Source organism: Gordonibacter massiliensis (ex Traore et al. 2017) (assembly GCF_019731765.1).
GTDB lineage: Bacteria > Actinomycetota > Coriobacteriia > Coriobacteriales > Eggerthellaceae > Gordonibacter > Gordonibacter massiliensis.
Window position 1 is genome coordinate 701,612 of sequence record NZ_JAASIO010000001.1, and the last position, 16,680, is coordinate 718,291.

Annotated in this window: 15 protein-coding genes; 10 read left to right on the forward strand and 5 right to left on the reverse strand. The window is 65.9% G+C overall.

Annotation, left to right across the window (positions count from 1 at the left end; genetic code table 11):
• Window positions 1–5 precede the first annotated feature (5 nt).
• Window positions 6–452 carry a type II toxin-antitoxin system HicB family antitoxin gene (locus tag HCH03_RS02885; protein ID WP_080144417.1) on the forward strand — a complete coding sequence of 149 codons (447 nt, stop codon included), beginning with the start codon at window positions 6–8 and terminating at the stop codon, window positions 450–452.
• Window positions 453–498: 46 nt separating this feature from the next.
• On the opposite strand, the gene HCH03_RS02890 is transcribed toward HCH03_RS02885, so the two are convergent.
• The 3 genes from HCH03_RS02890 to HCH03_RS02900 all read right to left on the reverse strand — a co-directional run bounded on the left by HCH03_RS02890 (window position 499) and on the right by HCH03_RS02900 (window position 4,024).
• Complete coding sequence (locus tag HCH03_RS02890; RefSeq protein WP_221688266.1) at window positions 499–1,728, reverse strand: ABC transporter permease; 1,230 nt, start codon at window positions 1,726–1,728, stop codon at window positions 499–501.
• Window positions 1,715–2,893, reverse strand: a complete 1,179-nt coding sequence (locus HCH03_RS02895) for an ABC transporter permease (protein WP_221688267.1) — start codon at window positions 2,891–2,893, stop codon at window positions 1,715–1,717. Before HCH03_RS02895 ends, HCH03_RS02890 begins: the two co-directional genes overlap by 14 nt.
• Window positions 2,894–3,085: 192 nt before the next feature.
• Window positions 3,086–4,024, reverse strand: a complete 939-nt coding sequence (locus tag HCH03_RS02900) for an ABC transporter ATP-binding protein (RefSeq protein WP_221688268.1) — start codon at window positions 4,022–4,024, stop codon at window positions 3,086–3,088.
• Window positions 4,025–4,432: 408 nt separating this feature from the next.
• On the opposite strand from HCH03_RS02900, the gene HCH03_RS02905 reads away from it, so the two are divergent.
• From HCH03_RS02905 to nrdD, 3 genes are all read left to right on the forward strand, one after another.
• Entirely contained in the window at window positions 4,433–5,545 is a 1,113-nt protein-coding gene (locus HCH03_RS02905) for a sensor histidine kinase (protein ID WP_221688269.1), read from the forward strand.
• Entirely contained in the window at window positions 5,542–6,234 is a 693-nt protein-coding gene (locus HCH03_RS02910) for a response regulator (RefSeq protein ID WP_221688270.1), read from the forward strand. Before HCH03_RS02905 ends, HCH03_RS02910 begins: the two co-directional genes overlap by 4 nt.
• 370 nt (window positions 6,235–6,604) lie before the next feature.
• Window positions 6,605–6,955 carry an anaerobic ribonucleoside-triphosphate reductase gene (gene nrdD / locus HCH03_RS02915; protein WP_221688271.1) on the forward strand — a complete coding sequence of 117 codons (351 nt, stop codon included), beginning with the start codon at window positions 6,605–6,607 and terminating at the stop codon, window positions 6,953–6,955.
• 267 nt (window positions 6,956–7,222) lie between these two features.
• Here nrdD and HCH03_RS02920 read toward each other — a convergent pair whose 3' ends face one another.
• Together HCH03_RS02920 and thrC are read right to left on the reverse strand one after the other, a co-directional pair.
• Entirely contained in the window at window positions 7,223–7,567 is a 345-nt protein-coding gene (locus tag HCH03_RS02920; RefSeq protein ID WP_080144424.1) for a winged helix-turn-helix domain-containing protein, read from the reverse strand.
• 52 nt (window positions 7,568–7,619) lie between these two features.
• Entirely contained in the window at window positions 7,620–9,194 is a 1,575-nt protein-coding gene (thrC, locus tag HCH03_RS02925; RefSeq protein ID WP_221688272.1) for a threonine synthase, read from the reverse strand.
• 184 nt (window positions 9,195–9,378) lie between these two features.
• On the opposite strand from thrC, the gene HCH03_RS02930 reads away from it, so the two are divergent.
• The 6 genes from HCH03_RS02930 (at window position 9,379) to feoB (ending at window position 16,669) form a co-directional block, all read left to right on the forward strand.
• Window positions 9,379–9,660 carry a type II toxin-antitoxin system RelE/ParE family toxin gene (locus HCH03_RS02930; RefSeq protein ID WP_221688273.1) on the forward strand — a complete coding sequence of 94 codons (282 nt, stop codon included), beginning with the start codon at window positions 9,379–9,381 and terminating at the stop codon, window positions 9,658–9,660.
• Window positions 9,661–9,673: 13 nt separating this feature from the next.
• On the forward strand, window positions 9,674–10,000 hold the full coding sequence (locus tag HCH03_RS02935; protein ID WP_221688274.1) for a HigA family addiction module antitoxin: 327 nt from the start codon (window positions 9,674–9,676) through the stop codon (window positions 9,998–10,000).
• 208 nt (window positions 10,001–10,208) lie between these two features.
• Entirely contained in the window at window positions 10,209–12,344 is a 2,136-nt protein-coding gene (locus HCH03_RS02940) for an HAD-IC family P-type ATPase (protein WP_221688275.1), read from the forward strand.
• A 352-nt stretch (window positions 12,345–12,696) separates the two neighbouring features.
• Window positions 12,697–13,017 (forward strand): FeoA family protein, encoded by a 321-nt coding sequence (locus tag HCH03_RS02945; RefSeq protein ID WP_221688276.1) that lies wholly within the window; start codon window positions 12,697–12,699, stop codon window positions 13,015–13,017.
• 485 nt (window positions 13,018–13,502) lie between these two features.
• On the forward strand, window positions 13,503–13,742 hold the full coding sequence (locus HCH03_RS02950) for a FeoA family protein (protein WP_185904222.1): 240 nt from the start codon (window positions 13,503–13,505) through the stop codon (window positions 13,740–13,742).
• 575 nt (window positions 13,743–14,317) lie between these two features.
• Window positions 14,318–16,669 carry a ferrous iron transporter B gene (gene feoB, locus HCH03_RS02955; protein WP_221688277.1) on the forward strand — a complete coding sequence of 784 codons (2,352 nt, stop codon included), beginning with the start codon at window positions 14,318–14,320 and terminating at the stop codon, window positions 16,667–16,669.
• The last annotated feature ends 11 nt before the right edge of the window (window positions 16,670–16,680 follow it).

The following is a 16,680-nucleotide window of genomic DNA, read 5'->3' on the forward strand; positions in this document are numbered from 1 at the left end:
CAGACGTGAGGTACACCTATCCAGCACTCATTGTCAAGGACGAGTGGGTTGGCTACTGTGCTTACTTGAACGACTTCGGCACCGTCACACAGGGCGATGATATCCAAGATGCGGTGGAGATGGGCGCCGATGCCCTTTGGATCATGATCGACGATTACCTCCAGTTGGACAAACCCTTGCCGAAGCCGACCTACCCCGAAGAGCACGAGGGTCTGCTCGTTGCCATTTCGGTGGACGTTGCCACGGAGCGCGGGCTGCTCACCACGAAGATGGCGGCGGGTTTGCTGGGCGTGAGCGACTCGCGCGTGCGGCAGATGGTGTGCTCGGGCCAGCTTGCCTCCAAGAAGATCGGCCGCGACAACTACGTCTACCTGTGGAGCGTCCGCGAGCGCCAGGCGAACCCGCCGAAACCGGGCCGCCCCAAGAAGAAGGCCCTCGCGGAGCAGTCGTAGCGCTCGGCGAGGGCTCATTCGCAGGCGGGTTGACCTGGGCCCCTTATTACGCGGCCGTTATGCTCGCGGCGGCATTGCCGCCGGCCTCCGACGAGCGCATGCGCACGCGGCCGGCCACGAGGGCCACGGCGAACAGAGCGGCGGCGAACAGCAGCACGATGCCCATATCGCCTAGCACAGGGGCAACGGACGCGAACGACATATCCGTCAAGTGCACGCTCTTGCTCACGGCGTCGGTGTACCAGGATGTGGGTATGAACCGGGAAACCGTCTGGATCTCGGGGCCCATGAGCTCGATGCTGATCCACGCGCCGCCCAGAAACGACATCACCATGCCGGTGATGTTGCCCACGGCATTCGCCATCATCTCGCTCGCGCCCAGCTGCCCCAGCAGGAAGCCGATGGTGAGCGGCACGAGCGCGAACACGAACGCGCAGGCCAGGGTCAGCGCGACGGCCGCCGGGGGCACGTCCGCAAGCGACGAGCCGAACACGGCCAGGCCGATGCCGCTTGAAATCGCCCACACGAGCGCCGTGACCAGCAGGCTGGCCCCGGCCTTCTGCATGCCCAGCCGCAGGCTGCTCATCGGCGAGACGAGATTGCGGCGGTACAGGTCGGTGCGGTTGAAGGCGCTCATGAGCAGCCCCACGCACACCACCACGGCGGCCGTCATGGTGTAGGTGCCCCACTGCAGGTAGAAGGCGAACTGGTCGGCCGGCGCGGCTCCGCTCGGCGTCTGCATCGTCTCCACTTCGGCCGTGGCGGCGGCAGCCTCGTCGGCGCGCGCCAGCACGGAGGCTGCGGGCGCGCCGGGCTCGAGCGCGGCTGCGGCGCGCACAAGGCCCAAATACTGGTTCACCTGCTCGTCCACCAAGGTGCCGGCCATGGTGCCGTAGCTGAACGAAGACTCCAGCGTCGGTTCCGCATCGCCGGCACGCGCGGCCTCCATGAATTCCTCGCCGTAGCCCTCCGGCACGATCAGCAGGTAGCGCACCTGGCCGGTGGCCACGGCGTCCTGCAGGGCGAAGGGGTCATCGGCGACTTCGACCCTCTCCCCCTGCTGGCTCAAGAAGGTCGTCAAGCTCTCGGAGAGCGGGCTGCCGTCGCGGTCGATGACGGCGAAGGGCGCCTTCGACGCGGTGTATTCGGTGCCGTCGACCCCCACGTTGATGCTGCTGGTTATGAACACGCCCATGAGGCTGAGGAACCCGACGTACACCAGCAGGTACACGGGGTGGTTTGCGACGATGCGCAGGGCTGCTTTAAAGGCTTGCATAGCGCTGCCTCCTTACGAACAGGGCGGACACGGCGAACAGCACGGCGGCCATCGCCAAGAGGATGCCGGCTTTCTGGGCGAAGGGCGCGAGCGAGTCGTAGTAGTACAGGCTGTAGAACAGATCCGTGACCACCTTCGCGGGGTTCATGGAAGCGAGCAGGGGATAGTTCCTCGTTATGCTGTCGGCCAGCTCCATGCACGGCTCGCCGTACAGGCCCGCGAACAGCGAAAGGAAGCAGGTGAGCGCGGTGAGCAGGCCGGTCTTCACGCCCATACCGACCTTCGGCAGCGAGCCCAGCAGCGTGCCGAGCGCGGTGGACAGCAGCGCCGCCACGGCCAGGGCTGCCGCGCATAGGCCCTCGCGTCCGGAGAAGTCGATGCCCACGGCGAAGCGTATGTACAAAAACGCCACCATGAGGCACAGAAACGAGATCAGCCAGCTGGCCGCCAACGTGGCCGCGAGCGTCTTGCCGCGGCTCGTGGCGCCGAGGGCGCGCCGCGCACCCAGCGGCGAGAGGTTCGGCTGCGCCTCGCAGATGGCCAGCATGCCCACCTGCCCGCAGAACAGCGCGGCCATGCCCAGCAACGCGTAATAGTAGCGCACCGACTGCGCGGGCTCGGCGTGCGTGAGCGATACCTGCTCGGTGGCGTCGCCGTGGGCGAGCGCGTCTTCGATGCGGCCGGGGTCGGCGAGCGCCAGCGGGTTGTTCTCGGCGATGCCGGCGATAAGGTCGGCATCGCGCACGTAGGTGTTCACGACGGTGTTCAGGATGGTGCGCCCGATCTGCTCCACTCCCAGCCCGCCGGAGTCGGGGGTCACAAGGAGCAAGGGGTCGCCGTTATCGTCGACCGAGAGGACGCCCTGCACCTCATCGGCAGAAAGCGCGGCGCGCGCCTCGTCGGCGGTCGCGAACGCGCGCACGTCGAGCAGCTGGTCGTCTCCGGGCTCGCCCAGCTCGTCCACGACGTCGGCGAAGGCCGAGTCCTCGTAGGCGGCATCGGCCACCACGCCCGTGGGAACGGGGTCGAACGCCGTGGCGCTGTCGAGGTTCGAGAACATGAACATGAACATGGTGGACAGGATGATGGGGAAGGCGAGCGACCACACGAACAGCTCCCGCTTGCGCGTGAGCACCGTGAGCGCCCCCTTGAACACGTTCCACATAAAAAAGCTCCTTAATCGTTGACGCACCTGTCTAGCTAAGTCAGCGAGGGCGTTCGCGGTGCTCGAGATTGCCTCGTTGCGCGGCCGAGCGTGCTTTCGCACGTGAGGGTAAGCGCAAAAGGGGCAAGATCGTGCGCCGCGAACGGCCGCAGCGTCGGCCCGTTCCGTCGGCCGGTAGGCCGACGGAACCTCCTAGTCCCTCAGCTCTTTGCCGGTGATCTCCAGGAACACGTCGTTCAGCGTGGGCGGCTCGGCGTAGATGCGCCCGGTGGCCACGCCGCGCGCGGCCAGCACCGCCAGCACGTCGGCCACGTTGTGCTGCCCGTTTCCGCAGGCTGCCTCCAGCATGGCGCCGTCGAACGTCGCTCCCGCCACGCACGGCAGCGCGCGCAGCGCCTCCAACACGGCGTCGTCGGCGGTGTCCACCTCGATGCGGATGCGCTCGCCCGTGCCGATCATGGCCTTCAGCTCGTCGTTCGTGCCGGTGGCCAGCGCGCGGCCCTGGTCCATGATCATGATGCGCGTGCAGATCTCCTCCACTTCCTCCATGTAATGGCTCGTGTACACGATGGTGGAGCCCTGCGCGTTCAGGCGCAGGATGCCCTCGAGGATGGCGTTGCGGCTCTGCGGGTCCACGGCCACGGTGGGCTCGTCGAAGAAGACGAGTTCGGGCTTGTGCGCGATGCCGCACGCGATGTTCAGGCGGCGCAGCAGGCCGCCCGACAGCTTCCGCGGGCGGTACTTCACGTAGTCCTCGAGGCCCACGAACGAGATGGCCTCCTCGACAAGCGCGGCGCGGCGGCTCTTGTCCCGCACGTACAGCGCGCAGAAGTAGTCGATGTTCTGCTGCACTGTCAGCTCCTCGAACACGGCCACGTTTTGGGGCACGATGCCGATGCGACGCTTCAGGTCGTAGCGCGCCGGGGTCATGGCCTCGCCGAACAGGCTGATGGAGCCCTTGTCGTACGTGAGCAGCTGCAGCATGCAGTTGATGGCGGTGGTCTTGCCCGAGCCGTTCGGCCCCAAAAGTCCGAACACCTCGCCCGGCGCGATGTGCAGGTTGAAGTGGTCGAGCGCTATCACGTCGCCGTAGCGCTTCACCAGGTTGTCGACGGCGATGATGTCTCCCATGGTCTGTCCTCTCTCGAAACCGGCCGCCCGCGCAGGCGGGCTGGGCGGGCGGCTCGGCCGCAGGGCCGATGCCGGATGCTGGATTCATCATCGCGCGTCGCCGCATCCGCCGCCAGTGAGCGGCGTCATCGATCGACCCGCGCGGCATGACAAATGTCACGACTTCACCTGCCTGAGATGCCACAAGCTGTCATCCTGAGCGAGCGAAGCGAGTCGAAGGATCTTCGGCAAAGGAAGTCTCCCGTTCTCGAAGATCCTTCGACTCGCTTCGCTCGCTCAGGATGACAACGGGGGTACTCCGCTCGGGATGACAACGGGGAAAGATGTTCCGCTCGACCTCAAAAGGGGACAGTCCTCTTTTGAGACATCCCGCCGCTGCGGCGGCGCGCGACCTGTTACCATGGCCCCATGGAAAGAGTCGTCGACAAAGCCATCGTGCTCGTCTGCTGTTTGGCGGGCCTCGCCGTCGTGCCGTGGGAGCCCCTGCTGCTCGTGGCCCTGCTCGTGTCCGTGGTGGTTGCGGCGGCTGCCGAGGTGCTTCCGCGACGTTTCTGGGCGCTGCCTCCGCTGGCGTTCGCCCTCGTCGCGCTCGCACTGCCGGCCTTCGCGCTGTTTTTGCCCCTCGCGGTGTACGATCTTGCGCGGGACGACCATCCCGCGGTGCGCGCGTGCTGGGCGCTGCCGGCGCTGGCCGCGGCCGTGCGCCTGCCGCTTCCCGCCACGTTCGTGCTGTTGCTAGGCTGCTCGCTGGCGTTCCTGCTGTCGTATCGCACCCATCGCTCCCAAACCGAGCAGGCCGCCTACCGCCGCCTGCGCGACAGCGTGCAGGAGACGTCGCTCGCGCTGGAGGAGAAGAACCGCGGGCTGCGCGAGAAGCAGGACCTGGAGGTGAAGCTGGCCACGCTGGCCGAGCGCGGCCGCATCGCACGCGAGATCCACGACAACGTGGGGCACCTGCTCACGCGCTCCATCATGCAGGTGGAGGCGCTGCAGGTGGTTCATCGCGACGACGAGCGGGTGCGCGGCGAGCTGGCGCAGGTGGGCGCCACGCTCCACGAGGCCATGAGCACGGTGCGCGCCAGCGTGCACGACCTGCACGACGACGCGTTCGACTTGGAGACGCAGCTCCGGGAGGCGGCGGCAGCCTGCGCGACGCTCGCCGTGGACGTCGACTACCGCGCCGCCGACGTGCCGGCCGACGTGGGCTACTGCTTCATCGCCATCGTGCGCGAGGCGCTGTCGAACGCCGCCAGGCACTCGGACGCCAGCCGCGTGTCCGTGTCGGTGGCCGCCTATCCGGCGTTCTACCGCCTGGTCGTGCACGACAACGGCTCCGTGCCGCCGCCCGCGGCCCTGCTCGATCGGCCGGGAGCCGAAGCGGCGACGGTTGCCGCCGCCGGGCGCGGCATCGGCCTCGCCACGATGGCCGACCGCGCCCGCGCGCTAGGCGGCATGCTCCGCATCGACTACGACCAAGGATTCAAAGTGTTCGTCACCGTACCGAAGGAGGACCTCGCATGAGCGATACGCCAGCCGACCCCATCCGCGTGTGCATCGTGGACGACGACCCGTTCGTCACCACGTCGCTCGCCACCATCCTGGCCGCCGAGCCCGACGTAGCGGTGGCGGGCGAGGGCCACGACGGCAACGAGGCCGCGGCGCTGTTCGAGCGCGAGCGTCCCGACGTGCTGCTCATGGACATCCAGATGCCCGGAACCGATGGCCTGGCGGCGGCCGAGCGCATCCTGGCCGCGCACCCGGACGCGCGCATCGTGTTCCTCACCACGTTTTCCGATGACGAGTACATCGTGCGCGCGCTGCGTCTGGGTGCGAAGGGCTACCTCATCAAGCAGGAAGTGGCCACCATCGCGCCGGCGTTGCGCACGGTCATGTCCGGACAAAGCGTGCTGGGCGACGAGGTGCTCGATCGCGTGGACGCCCTCGTGAGCGGCCTTGCGGCGAGCGGGGCGGCCGCGCTCGCTTCGGCTCCCGGAGCGGAGAGGACCGGGACGGCGTCTCCGCTCGACAGTCTGTCCGAGCGCGAGCGCGCCATCGTGGAGCAGGTTGCCGAGGGCCTGGACAACAAGGAGATAGCCGCCGCCCTCTACATCAGCGAGGGCACCGTGCGCAACCACATCAGCGCCATCCTGCAGAAGCTCGCGCTGAAGAACCGCACCCAGCTGGCCATAACGTACTATCGCGCGCGGTAAGCGAGCGGACGACCGAACGATGTACGGCAACCTCCGTAGGGGCGATCTCCAGATCGCCCGGCGCGAGGGGTTCCAAACGGGGAAAAGCGATGCGGCGAGCGCACCGTGCGCTCGCCGCAAGAAAGTCGACAGGCCGACGATCGTCGCACCGGGCGATCTGGAGATCGCCCCTACGCGCAATTGCCGTGCATAGGCAACCGGTAGATCCCATTCGCACCACCGATGGCGCGTGGGTTGCTTTCAAACCACTTCATGTAGTGCATGGCCGTTTTCCGAACGTTGCCGAAAAAACTCGCCAAGGCGCTCTGGCGTGTGCTATGATGCCTCTTGTAAATGATGCTTAAATCATACCAATTAAAGGAGCACACCCATGGCCCAGAGCAGCGAACTGAAGGTTTCCGGCATCGACGTGACCGTCGCCTACACCAACGAAAGCGATCAACCGGTGACGGAGCACGAGATAGAGGCGTACGTGGCCCGCGCCCACGAGCAGCACCCCCATCAGGTGCTGAGCTTCCTGAAACTGGATGTGGACGGCGAGGACGTGGGCATCAGCTACGGTTTCGAGCCGCTGCCGTTCGACCGCATCCGCCGCATCACGGGCTACCTGGTGGGTACGATGGATCGCTGGAACGACGCGAAGACCGCCGAGGAGTCCGATCGCGTCAAGCACGGCGTCTCGCGCGACGAGCGCGCCTTCACCTGCTCGAACGGCTGCTAGCGGGCGTTCTTGGCAATCCGGCCGGACGCGCGTCGGAACGGCGCTCTTCCGTAGGGGCCGTATCAAAAGCCTCGCTTCGTTCGATTTGTAGGGCAAGGGCTCTGCCCTTGCCGCTCGACAGGCAACGTTTCCCCGGATAGACGGCAAGGGCAGAGCCCTTGCCCTACGAGGCGGTCGCGAAGAGCGTGCATCTGACGGTTTTCGCGACCGCCCCCTCAACAAGCAGCCCCCCCCCTCCCGATCGAGCAGGGTGCTGCGAGCGTTTCTCTAGCCCAGGATGCGGGCGAATTCCTTCTCGGCGTCTTCCTGCAGCTTCGCGTCGATGGCCACGTAGGCGTCGAGCAGCTTGTTGCCGGCCTCGGTCAGGGTGCTGCCGTGAGCGCCGTCGCGATCGAGCAGCTGGATGCCCAGCGCCGCCTCGGTGTCCTTCACGATGCGCCACGCCTTGCTGTAGGCCATGCCCATGCCCTTGGCCGAGGCGTTGAGCGAGCCCGTCTCGCGCACGCCCAGGCACAGGTTCGCTATGCCGCGGCCGAACAGCGATCCGCTCTCGGAATCGGGGTTCATGATGGACAGCCTGATGGTGGGCTTCAGGTTCGCCAGTTCGCTCATAATCTTGTCCTCGTCCTTCTCTTTTCCGGGTCCGCCGCGGTTGCGGGAACCGTCAATCGTTTTGCCCGGAGGTCGCCGCGTCGAGCCTTTCCAGGAAACGCAGCGCCGCCGCCTCTATGTCGTCCGTGCCGTTGTCTATAACATCGGCGAAGCGGATGGGCAGGTCGTCGAGCTGCGCCAAACCGCTGGGTATGTCGTGCTTGCCCGTCTCCTGCGCGATGAGCTCGTTCAACGCGCAGCCGGTGAGCGCGGCCACGTCGGCGGGCAGCGGCGCGCCGGGCTCCAGGCCGTGCAGGGCGCGGTACACGTTGTCGCCGAACTTCGCCCAGTGGGCCGTGCTCGCGATGAGCACGGGGTTCTCGCCGCGCAGGTTCTCGGCCGTGCGGTAGGCCACCGCCGTGTGCGGGTCCAGCAGGTAGTCGTGCTCGTCGAACACGCGCTTGATGGTGTCCAGGCACGTGGCGTTGTCGATGGAGTCCGACGCGAACGCGGCGCGCACCTGCGCGAACGTGTCCTCGTCCACGCGGAACGCGCGCTTCTCGCGCAGGTCGGCCATCCACCCGGCGATGGCCCCCGCGTTGCGGCCCGTGAGTTCGAACAGCTGGCGCTCGAGGTTCGACGACACAAGGATGTCCATGGACGGCGACGGCGTGAGCACGAAGTCGCGGTCGGCTATATCGTAGGTGCCCGTGTTGATGAAGTCGGTGAGCACGCGGTTCTCGTTGCTGGCGCAGTACAGCATGCCCAGCGGCACGCCCATGCGCTTGGCGTAGTAGGCGGCCAGGATGTTGCCGAAGTTGCCGGTGGGCACGCACACGTCCAGCTCGTCGCCCAAGCCCAGCTTGCCGTCGGCAACGAGTTGCGCGTAGGCCGACACGTAGTACACGATCTGGGGCATGAGGCGCCCCCAGTTGATGGAGTTCGCGCTGGAGAGCGCGATGCGGTGCTCGGTCTGCAGCTTTTCCGCGAAGGCCTCGTCGCCGAACACGTTCTTCGCGCCGGTCTGGCAGTCGTCGAAGTTGCCGCGCACGCCCCACACCTGCACGTTGCCGCCGCGCTGCGTGGCCATCTGCTTGTGCTGGATGTCGCTCACGCCGCCGTCGGGGTACATGACGCCGATACTCACGCCGTCCACATCGCGGAAGCCCTCGAGCGCGGCCTTGCCCGTGTCGCCCGACGTGGCCACCAAGATGAGGAAGTCGTGGTCGAGCTCGCCCTGCTCGCGCAGCTGGGCGGCGCTGGCGGAGAAGAAGCGCGGCAGGCATTGCAGCGCCATGTCCTTGAACGCGCTCGTGGGGCCGTGCCACAGCTCCAGCACGTGCGTGTTCGCGGTGAGCGAGGTGATAGGGCAGATGCGCTCGTCGTCGAAGTTGTCGCCGTAGGCCTGCTCCATGAGCGCGTCGACCGTCTCGTTGGGCAGGTCCACGCCGAACGCCCGGTAAATGCGCGCCGCGCGCTGCGCATAGGGCAGCTGCGCCAGGGTTGCGATCTCCTCCAGGGAGAGCTCCGGGATGCGCTCGGGCACGTACAGCCCGCCTCCCGCCGCCAGCCCGTCGACGACGGCTTCCGTGAACGTGACCGGGCGTTCGCTCGCCCCTCGCGTGTCGATGTACTGGTTTGCAGCCATGTCCTGCGCTTTCTGCTCGAATCCCCTCGACCTATTATCCATTCACAGTATACTATGTTCCGAAAACAACGAGCGCGGCGCGAACGCACGTTTTTCATCCAATACCCAATTCCTGCAAGCCCGTTACCAGTCGGTTGTGAAATTTCATTTGTCATGCGTCACGTTACACGTTATATTAGGATGCATGATAAAGACGTTTGCCGACAAAGCCACGGAGGCGCTCTTCTGCGAAGGCGTCTCGAAGAAGCTTCCTTCCGAGGTGGTGGGGCGTGCGTTGCGGAAATTAGACATGCTCGATGCCGCAGTGTCGGTGGAGGATATGCGGGTGCCTCCCGGCAACAGGCTTCATGCTCTGCAGGGTGAGCGCTTCGGGCAGCACGCCGTTTCAGTTAACGATCAATGGCGTATCTGCTTCAGGTTCAAAGGCGAAGATGCCTACGATGTCGAGATATGCGATTACCATTAAGGCGGTGAAGAAGATGACTGAATCCAGGAACATGCTGATCGTGTCGCGGAAACCAACGCATCCGGGCGAGGTTCTGCGCGAGGAGTTCATGCCGGACTGCGGTCTGACCGTGTCGCAGCTGGCGCGCAGGCTCTCCATTTCGCGACAATCGGCGAACGAACTGGTTCGCTGTCGGCGTTCGGTGAGCTCGGACATGGCGCTGCGCCTGTCGCGGTTGTTCGGCACGTCGCCCGAGTATTGGCTGAACCTGCAGCGCAACGTCGATTTGTGGGATTCCCTCGACCTTCACCGGGACGACATCGAGCGCATCGAGCCGCTGTCTTGGTGCTCGGCGGGCTGAGCCTCTGTCAAGGGCTCGTCCAGGGCCTTTCCGTTTCGCAACGAATCTCCGGCGCGGATTCGATCCGGGTGGCCCGCGTCTAATCTGGCCTCGATTCCATCGGTTGAACGGGAAGCGAGGCACGGCGATGGGCGAAGGCGAAGAAACGCGGAACGGCTCCGACGGAAGCCGTGTCTCCGAGGGCGGCACCTCGAAAAGCGGGCCGCCTATGGGCATGACGATGCACGGCGCGAACCTCAAGCGGCGGTTCTTCGTGAGCCTTGTGCTGACGGTGCCCGTGTTGCTGCTGTCGTCGCCCATGGGGATGGCGCTGCCTATCACGCTTTCGTTCACCGGGTCGGACTGGGTCGTGGCGGTGCTGGCCACGGTGCTGTTCTTCTACGGCGGCATGCCGTTTCTGCGCGGGGCGGCAGACGAGCTCAAGGAGCGGCACCCAGCCATGATGACGCTCGTCGCGCTGGGCATCACCACGGCTTACGCCTACAGCATCTATGCGTTCGTTCTGCGCTCGGTTCTGCATGCGGACGGTGCGCACATGGACTTCTTCTGGGAACTGGCCACGCTCATCGACATCATGCTGCTGGGCCATTGGGTGGAGATGCGGGCCGTCATGGGCGCGGGCGACGCGCTCAAGGAGATGGCCGAGCTGTTGCCGGCGCAGGCGCACGTGCGGCAGCCGGACGGCTCCTTCGCCGACGTGCAGCTCGACGAGGTGCGGGTGGGGCAGACCGTCATGGTGGAGGCGGGCGAGAAAGTGCCCGCCGACGGCGAGGTGGTGGACGGCGAGTCGCAGGTGAACGAGGCGCTCGTCACCGGCGAGGCGCGCGAGGTGGAGGCGCGGGCGGGTAGCACGGTGTTCGGCGGCTCGCAGAACGGGTCGGGCACGCTGTACGTGCGCGTGACCGGCACAGGCGAGTCGGGTTACCTGGCCCAGGTCATGCGGTTGGTCTCGCAGGCCCAGCAGGAGAAGTCGCGCGCCGAGGTGCTGTCGGACAAAGTGGCGCGCTGGCTGTTCTACGCAGCGGTAGGGGTGGGTTTGGCGGCGTTCGTGGTGTGGCTTGCCGTCACGGGCGACGTGGGCGACGCGCTCACGCGCATGGTCACGGTGTTCGTCATCGCATGCCCGCATGCGCTCGGCTTGGCCATCCCGCTTGTTGCGGCTCGCTCCACGTCGATCGGCGCGCGCCACGGTCTGCTCGTGCGGCGTCGCCGCGCGCTCGAGACGGCGCCCCGGGTGAACGCGGTCATGATGGACAAGACCGGCACGCTCACCCAGGGCGACTTCCGCGTGGTGGACGTGCGCGCGATGCGGGATCCGGCAAACGCCGCCGACGCGCTTGGCGGGCGCGAAGAAGGCGGCGGTCGGCTCGACGGGCTAGACGGAACGGGCGGTGCGGGCGACGGCCGTGCGGAAGCTGCGGTTGGCGCGCGTGCGTCCAGCGCTCGCGGTGCCGGTCGCGCAGGCGCGGCCGGCGGGGCCGACCGGGTTCTCGCTTTGCTGGCGGGCCTCGAAGCGTCGTCGTCGCATCCGCTGGCTGCGAGCATCGTGGCCGAGGCGCGCGAGCGCGGCGTGAGCCCCGCATCGGTGCGCGACGTGCAGGCGGTGGCCGGCGTCGGCGTGGAGGGCGTGCTCGACGACGGTTCGAGCGCCCTCGTCGCGAACGCGCGCTATCTGGACGAGCGGCGCATTCCCTACGACCGCGCCTCGTTCGAAGAGCTCTCGGGCCGCGGGCTCACCGTGAGCTACCTCGTCGTCGACGGGAAGGCGCGCGGCGTCGTGGCGCAAGGCGACGAAGCCAAGCCCACGGCGCGCGAAGCGGTCGCGCAGCTCAAGGCCCGCGGCATTGCGCCGGTCATGCTCACGGGCGACAACGAGCAGGCCGCTCGCGCCGTGGCCCGCGATCTGGGCATCGACGCGTTCCATGCTGGGCTGCTGCCGCAAGACAAGGTGCGCCTCGTGCAGGAGCGCCGAGCGGCGGGCGGCGTGGTCATGATGGTGGGCGACGGCATCAACGACGCACCGGCGCTGGCGCAGGCTGACGTGGGCGTGGCCATCGGCGCGGGCACGGACGTCGCCATTGACTCCGCCGACGTCGTGTTGGTGAAAAGCGACCCCGAGGACATCGTGCGGCTGCTCGACCTGGGCGCGAGCACCACGCGCAAGATCAAGCAGAACCTGTGGTGGGGCGCCGGCTACAACATCGTGGCCATCCCGCTGGCGGCCGGCGTGCTGGCGCCGGTGGGCGTCCTGCTGAGCCCCGCCGTGGGCGCCGTGCTCATGAGCCTGTCCACCGTCATCGTGGCCGTGAACGCCATGACGCTGAAGGCGGGCGACGAAGGGTAGCGCCCTGACGGGGTTTCCCGCAGGGCTTCTGCGGAACCCCCCCCCGCAGCGGTTTTGCGCCGAAGCTTTCTCGTGATGCGGCGGTTTTCGTTGGATCATTCTCATGCTGCGGCGTCTTGCGCAGGGCCTTTCTATGCTGAGGCGCGCGTGGCGGCCTAGCGGCGTGTGCGACCTCGCCATCCTATGCGGTTTGCAGCGATCGCGCCAAGGCGGTCAACCTTTTGAAGATGACGGACTCGATGAAAGTGACGGACTCGGAACCATTCAGGGACGCGTTCCAGAAAAAGTTTGCCAGGGCTTCCATTTTTGAAAAGTTTGCTATAGAATACTTTTTGTTATACGAAGCTAACTGATGGGAGCCGACATGGGCAATGCTACGCTAGCAAGCATGAACGGACGGGCGGTCGGATACGCCGACACGGGTGCTATGTCCGGTGCTTCGTGCTGTCAGATGCCGCTGTCGTTCATGAAGAACGGCGAAACGGCGACGATCGCGAAGGTGCGCGGCAAGGGCGATCTTCATCATCACTTGGAGAATCTGGGCTTTGTGGAAGGGGCTCGCGTGACGGTGATGTCCGAGGCGGCCGGCGACCTCATCGTGGAGGTCAAAGGAACGCAGGTCGCTCTCAACAAGCAGATCGCGTCCCGCATCATCACGAGCGCCGCCGCATAGACCATTGCAAACGCCGCTGCGTAGCGCGTATTTTTCATTCGCTTTTCGCGGCATTGCGTTTTCGGCATCGATTTGTGCAGCACCCGGTCTTTCGCCCCCACGCCTCAGCGCTTGTTTCCGCACTCGATTTTCCGCTTCTCTTTTTTAGCGTACAAATGTTTCACGTGAAACAAGGCACGCGTTGGGGAGGCAAGCGCGCTCCACGATGTCATCTTGGACGGATGCGCGTCGAGGAGCCCGGCGTGCACGTTCCCCGCTTTCGGCCCGAGCAAGGCGGCTGTAGGGAGCGTGGTCGAAGGACTTTGCGCGGCAGCGGTTGGGAAGGTCGTCGGTACAGTGCGGGAATTTCGAGCATTCGCTCGCCGGGGACGGCATAAGCGCAGGACGCTCGCTTGCATGCGGACGCATCCCATCGATTTCAGTTAGCAATGCGCAGGCAGTGACGAAACAATGCGCAGGCAGTGACGAAAAGGAAGGAACGGCACATGGCAGAAGGGCAGAAGACGCTGCGCGACATCGCCATCGGCGAGTCGGCGACGGTGCGCCGCCTGGTGGGCGAGGGCGCCATCAAGCGCCACATCATGGACATGGGCATCACGAAGGGCACGGACGTGTTCGTACGCAAGGTCGCGCCGCTCGGCGACCCCATCGAGGTCACGGTGCGCGGCTACGAGCTGTCGCTGCGCAAGAGCGAGGCCGAGAGCATTCTTGTTTCGCTGGCCTGACGGCCAGCGAAACGTGCCGACTGCTGCGCCGCGCAGCAAGTCCCTTCAGGGGCGGCTTTCCGTGGTGCTCCATCTTGTCGCGCTGGCTTGGGCTCACGTGCGGAAGCACGCTTCGCCCAACCCATCACGCCAATCTGGAGCACCACGAAAACCCTCGCTGACCTCGGTGGACCTGCGGCTTTGTTTTCGCGCTTCGCGCGAATCGAGCGAACCTGGACTCGGCCGCGTGCGAACGAGCTTGATCGGGCGACCCAAGGTTCAGACGCGTGCGATCGAGCTTCGATATTGAGCTTCGATGTTGAGTCTCGGTGTCGAAACTCGGACCGAAACTCGGATCGGACTTCGATCTCGAACCTCGGTCATGAGAGGCTCCGCGGTGTTTCGCGCTTCGCGTACATAGCGCTCCGGCGTTAATTTTTTGGGATTGAGTTAGTTACAGTTAACTTCGCGCGTGCGGTGCTGGGAAACGCCGGGCTGCGCGGACGAAACAGGAGCGCCCGTCTGGGAAAGTCGGGTGGAACGGAAGGAGCCGTGCGGCGTGTCCGCCGAACGGCGTCATGTGGGAAAGGCAGAACATGGGAATTCGCATAGCGCTTGCCGGCAATCCGAACTGCGGCAAGACGACGATGTTCAACGACTTGACCGGAGCCTCGCAGTACGTGGGCAACTGGCCGGGCGTGACCGTCGAGAAGAAGGAAGGCACGTACTCGCGCGACAAGGACGTGACCATCACGGACCTGCCGGGCGTCTACTCGCTTTCGCCGTACTCTCCCGAGGAGATCGTGACGCGCGACTACCTGCTTGACGGCCGCCCCGATGCGGTCATCAACCTGGTGGACGCCACGAACATGGAGCGCAACCTCTACCTGACGACGCAGATCCTCGATCTGGGCCTTCCGGTGGTCGTGGCCCTGAACATGATGGATCTGGTGGAGAAGAACGGCGACAGGATCGACGCGGCGTTGCTCTCGAAGAAGCTGGGCTGCCCCGTGGTGGAGACGTCGGCGCTCAAGGGCCGCGGCATGGACGACCTGCTTAAAACCGCCATCGACGCGGCGAGGAAGGGTGCGCCCGCCGCGCCCGATATGCGCTTCGCCCCCGAGGTTGAAGAGGCGCTGGCCAAGATCATCGACGTGCTGGGCGCGCGCGTGACGCCGAACGTGGCGCGCTGGTTCGCCATCAAGCTTTTGGAGGGCGAGCAGAAGACCATCGACCAACTGGACCTGCCCGCCGGCGACCTCTCCGCCATATCCGCCGTTCGCGAGGCGCTCGAAGACCGCATGGACGACGATGCCGAGAGCGTCGTCACCGGCGAGCGCTACGACGCCATCGGCGACGTGGTGTCCGCCGCCGTGAAAAAGTCGCTCAAGGGAACCACCACCACGCAGAAGATCGACCGCGTGGTGACGAACCGCTGGCTGGGCATCCCCATCTTCGTGGTCATCATGTTCCTGGTGTACTACATATCCGTGTCCACGGTGGGCACGCTGTTCACCGACTGGGCCAACGACGGCGTGTTCGGCGACGGCTGGCTCTACACCGGCACCGAGCAGTACGACGAGGCCGTGGGCGCGTGGGAAGAGAGCGTGGCGGCCGCCGAAGAGGGCGGCGCTTCCGAGGGCGAGCTGGCGCTGCTGGCCGAGGAGGAGCCCGACCCTGCCGCGTTCGGCTGGTACATTCCGGGCCTCACGCCCGTGGTGACCGATGCGCTCGAGTCCATCGGCACGGCTCCCTGGCTCGTGAGCCTCATCGTCAGCGGCATCTTGGCCGGCGTGGGCGCAGTGCTCGGCTTCGTTCCCCAGATGATCGTGCTGTTCCTGCTGCTTTCGCTTCTGGAGGCCTGCGGCTACATGGCGCGCGTCGCGTTCATCATGGACCGCATCTTCCGCAAGTTCGGGCTGTCGGGCAAGAGCTTCATCCCCATGCTCATCGCGTCGGGTTGCGGCGTGCCCGCCGTCATGGCCACCAAGACCATCGAGAACGAGAAGGACCGTCGCATGACCATCATGACGACGACCATGATCCCCTGCGGCGCGAAGCTGCCCATCATCGCGCTCGTGTTCGGCGCCATCGCCGGTGCGGACGCCGCTTCCACCTGGTGGATCGCCCCGGTGTTCTACTTCTTGGGGGTCATCGCCATCATCGTCTCCGGCATCATGCTGCGCAAGACCAAGATGTTCGCCGGCGAGGCCACGCCGTTCATCATGGAGCTGCCGCAGTACCACGTCCCGGCTGCGAAGAACGTGCTTCTGGCAACATGGGAGCGCGTGAAGAGCTTCATCGTGAAGGCCGGCACCATCATCTTCCTGTCGTCCATCGTCATCTGGTTCCTTATGAACTTCGGGTTCTACGAGGGCGCGTTCGGCCTGCTCGACACCGAGATGGACGACTACATCCAGTACAGCCTCATGGCCGGCCTGGGCAACGCCATCGCGTGGATCTTCGCGCCGCTCGGCTTCGGCAACTGGGAGTCCACGGTCACGTCCATCACGGGCCTCGTGGCCAAGGAGAACGTGGTGGCAACCGTCGGCATCCTCACCAGCCTGGGCGAGGCGGGCGAAGCCGATCCGTCCATGTGGATGGCGTTCGGCGCCCTCATGGGCGGCAGCGTGCCGGCCATCCTCGCCTTCTGCGCCTTCAACCTGCTGTGCGCCCCGTGCTTCGCCGCCATCGGCACCATCCGCCGCCAGATGGCGAGCGCGAAGTGGACGTGGTTCGCCATCGGGTACATGACGGTGTTCGCGTGGGCCGTGGGCCTGATGATCTACCAGTTCGGCATGCTTTTGGGCGGCGGCGAGTTCAACGGGTGGACCGGCGTGGCGCTCGTCGTGCTGGTCGGCATGCTGTTCCAGCTGTTCCGTCCTATGCCGAGGCACGACGGCAAGAGCTCTGCCGGGCGGCTCGAAGCCGAGAAGAACGCCGCGTAAGGCGTGCGGAA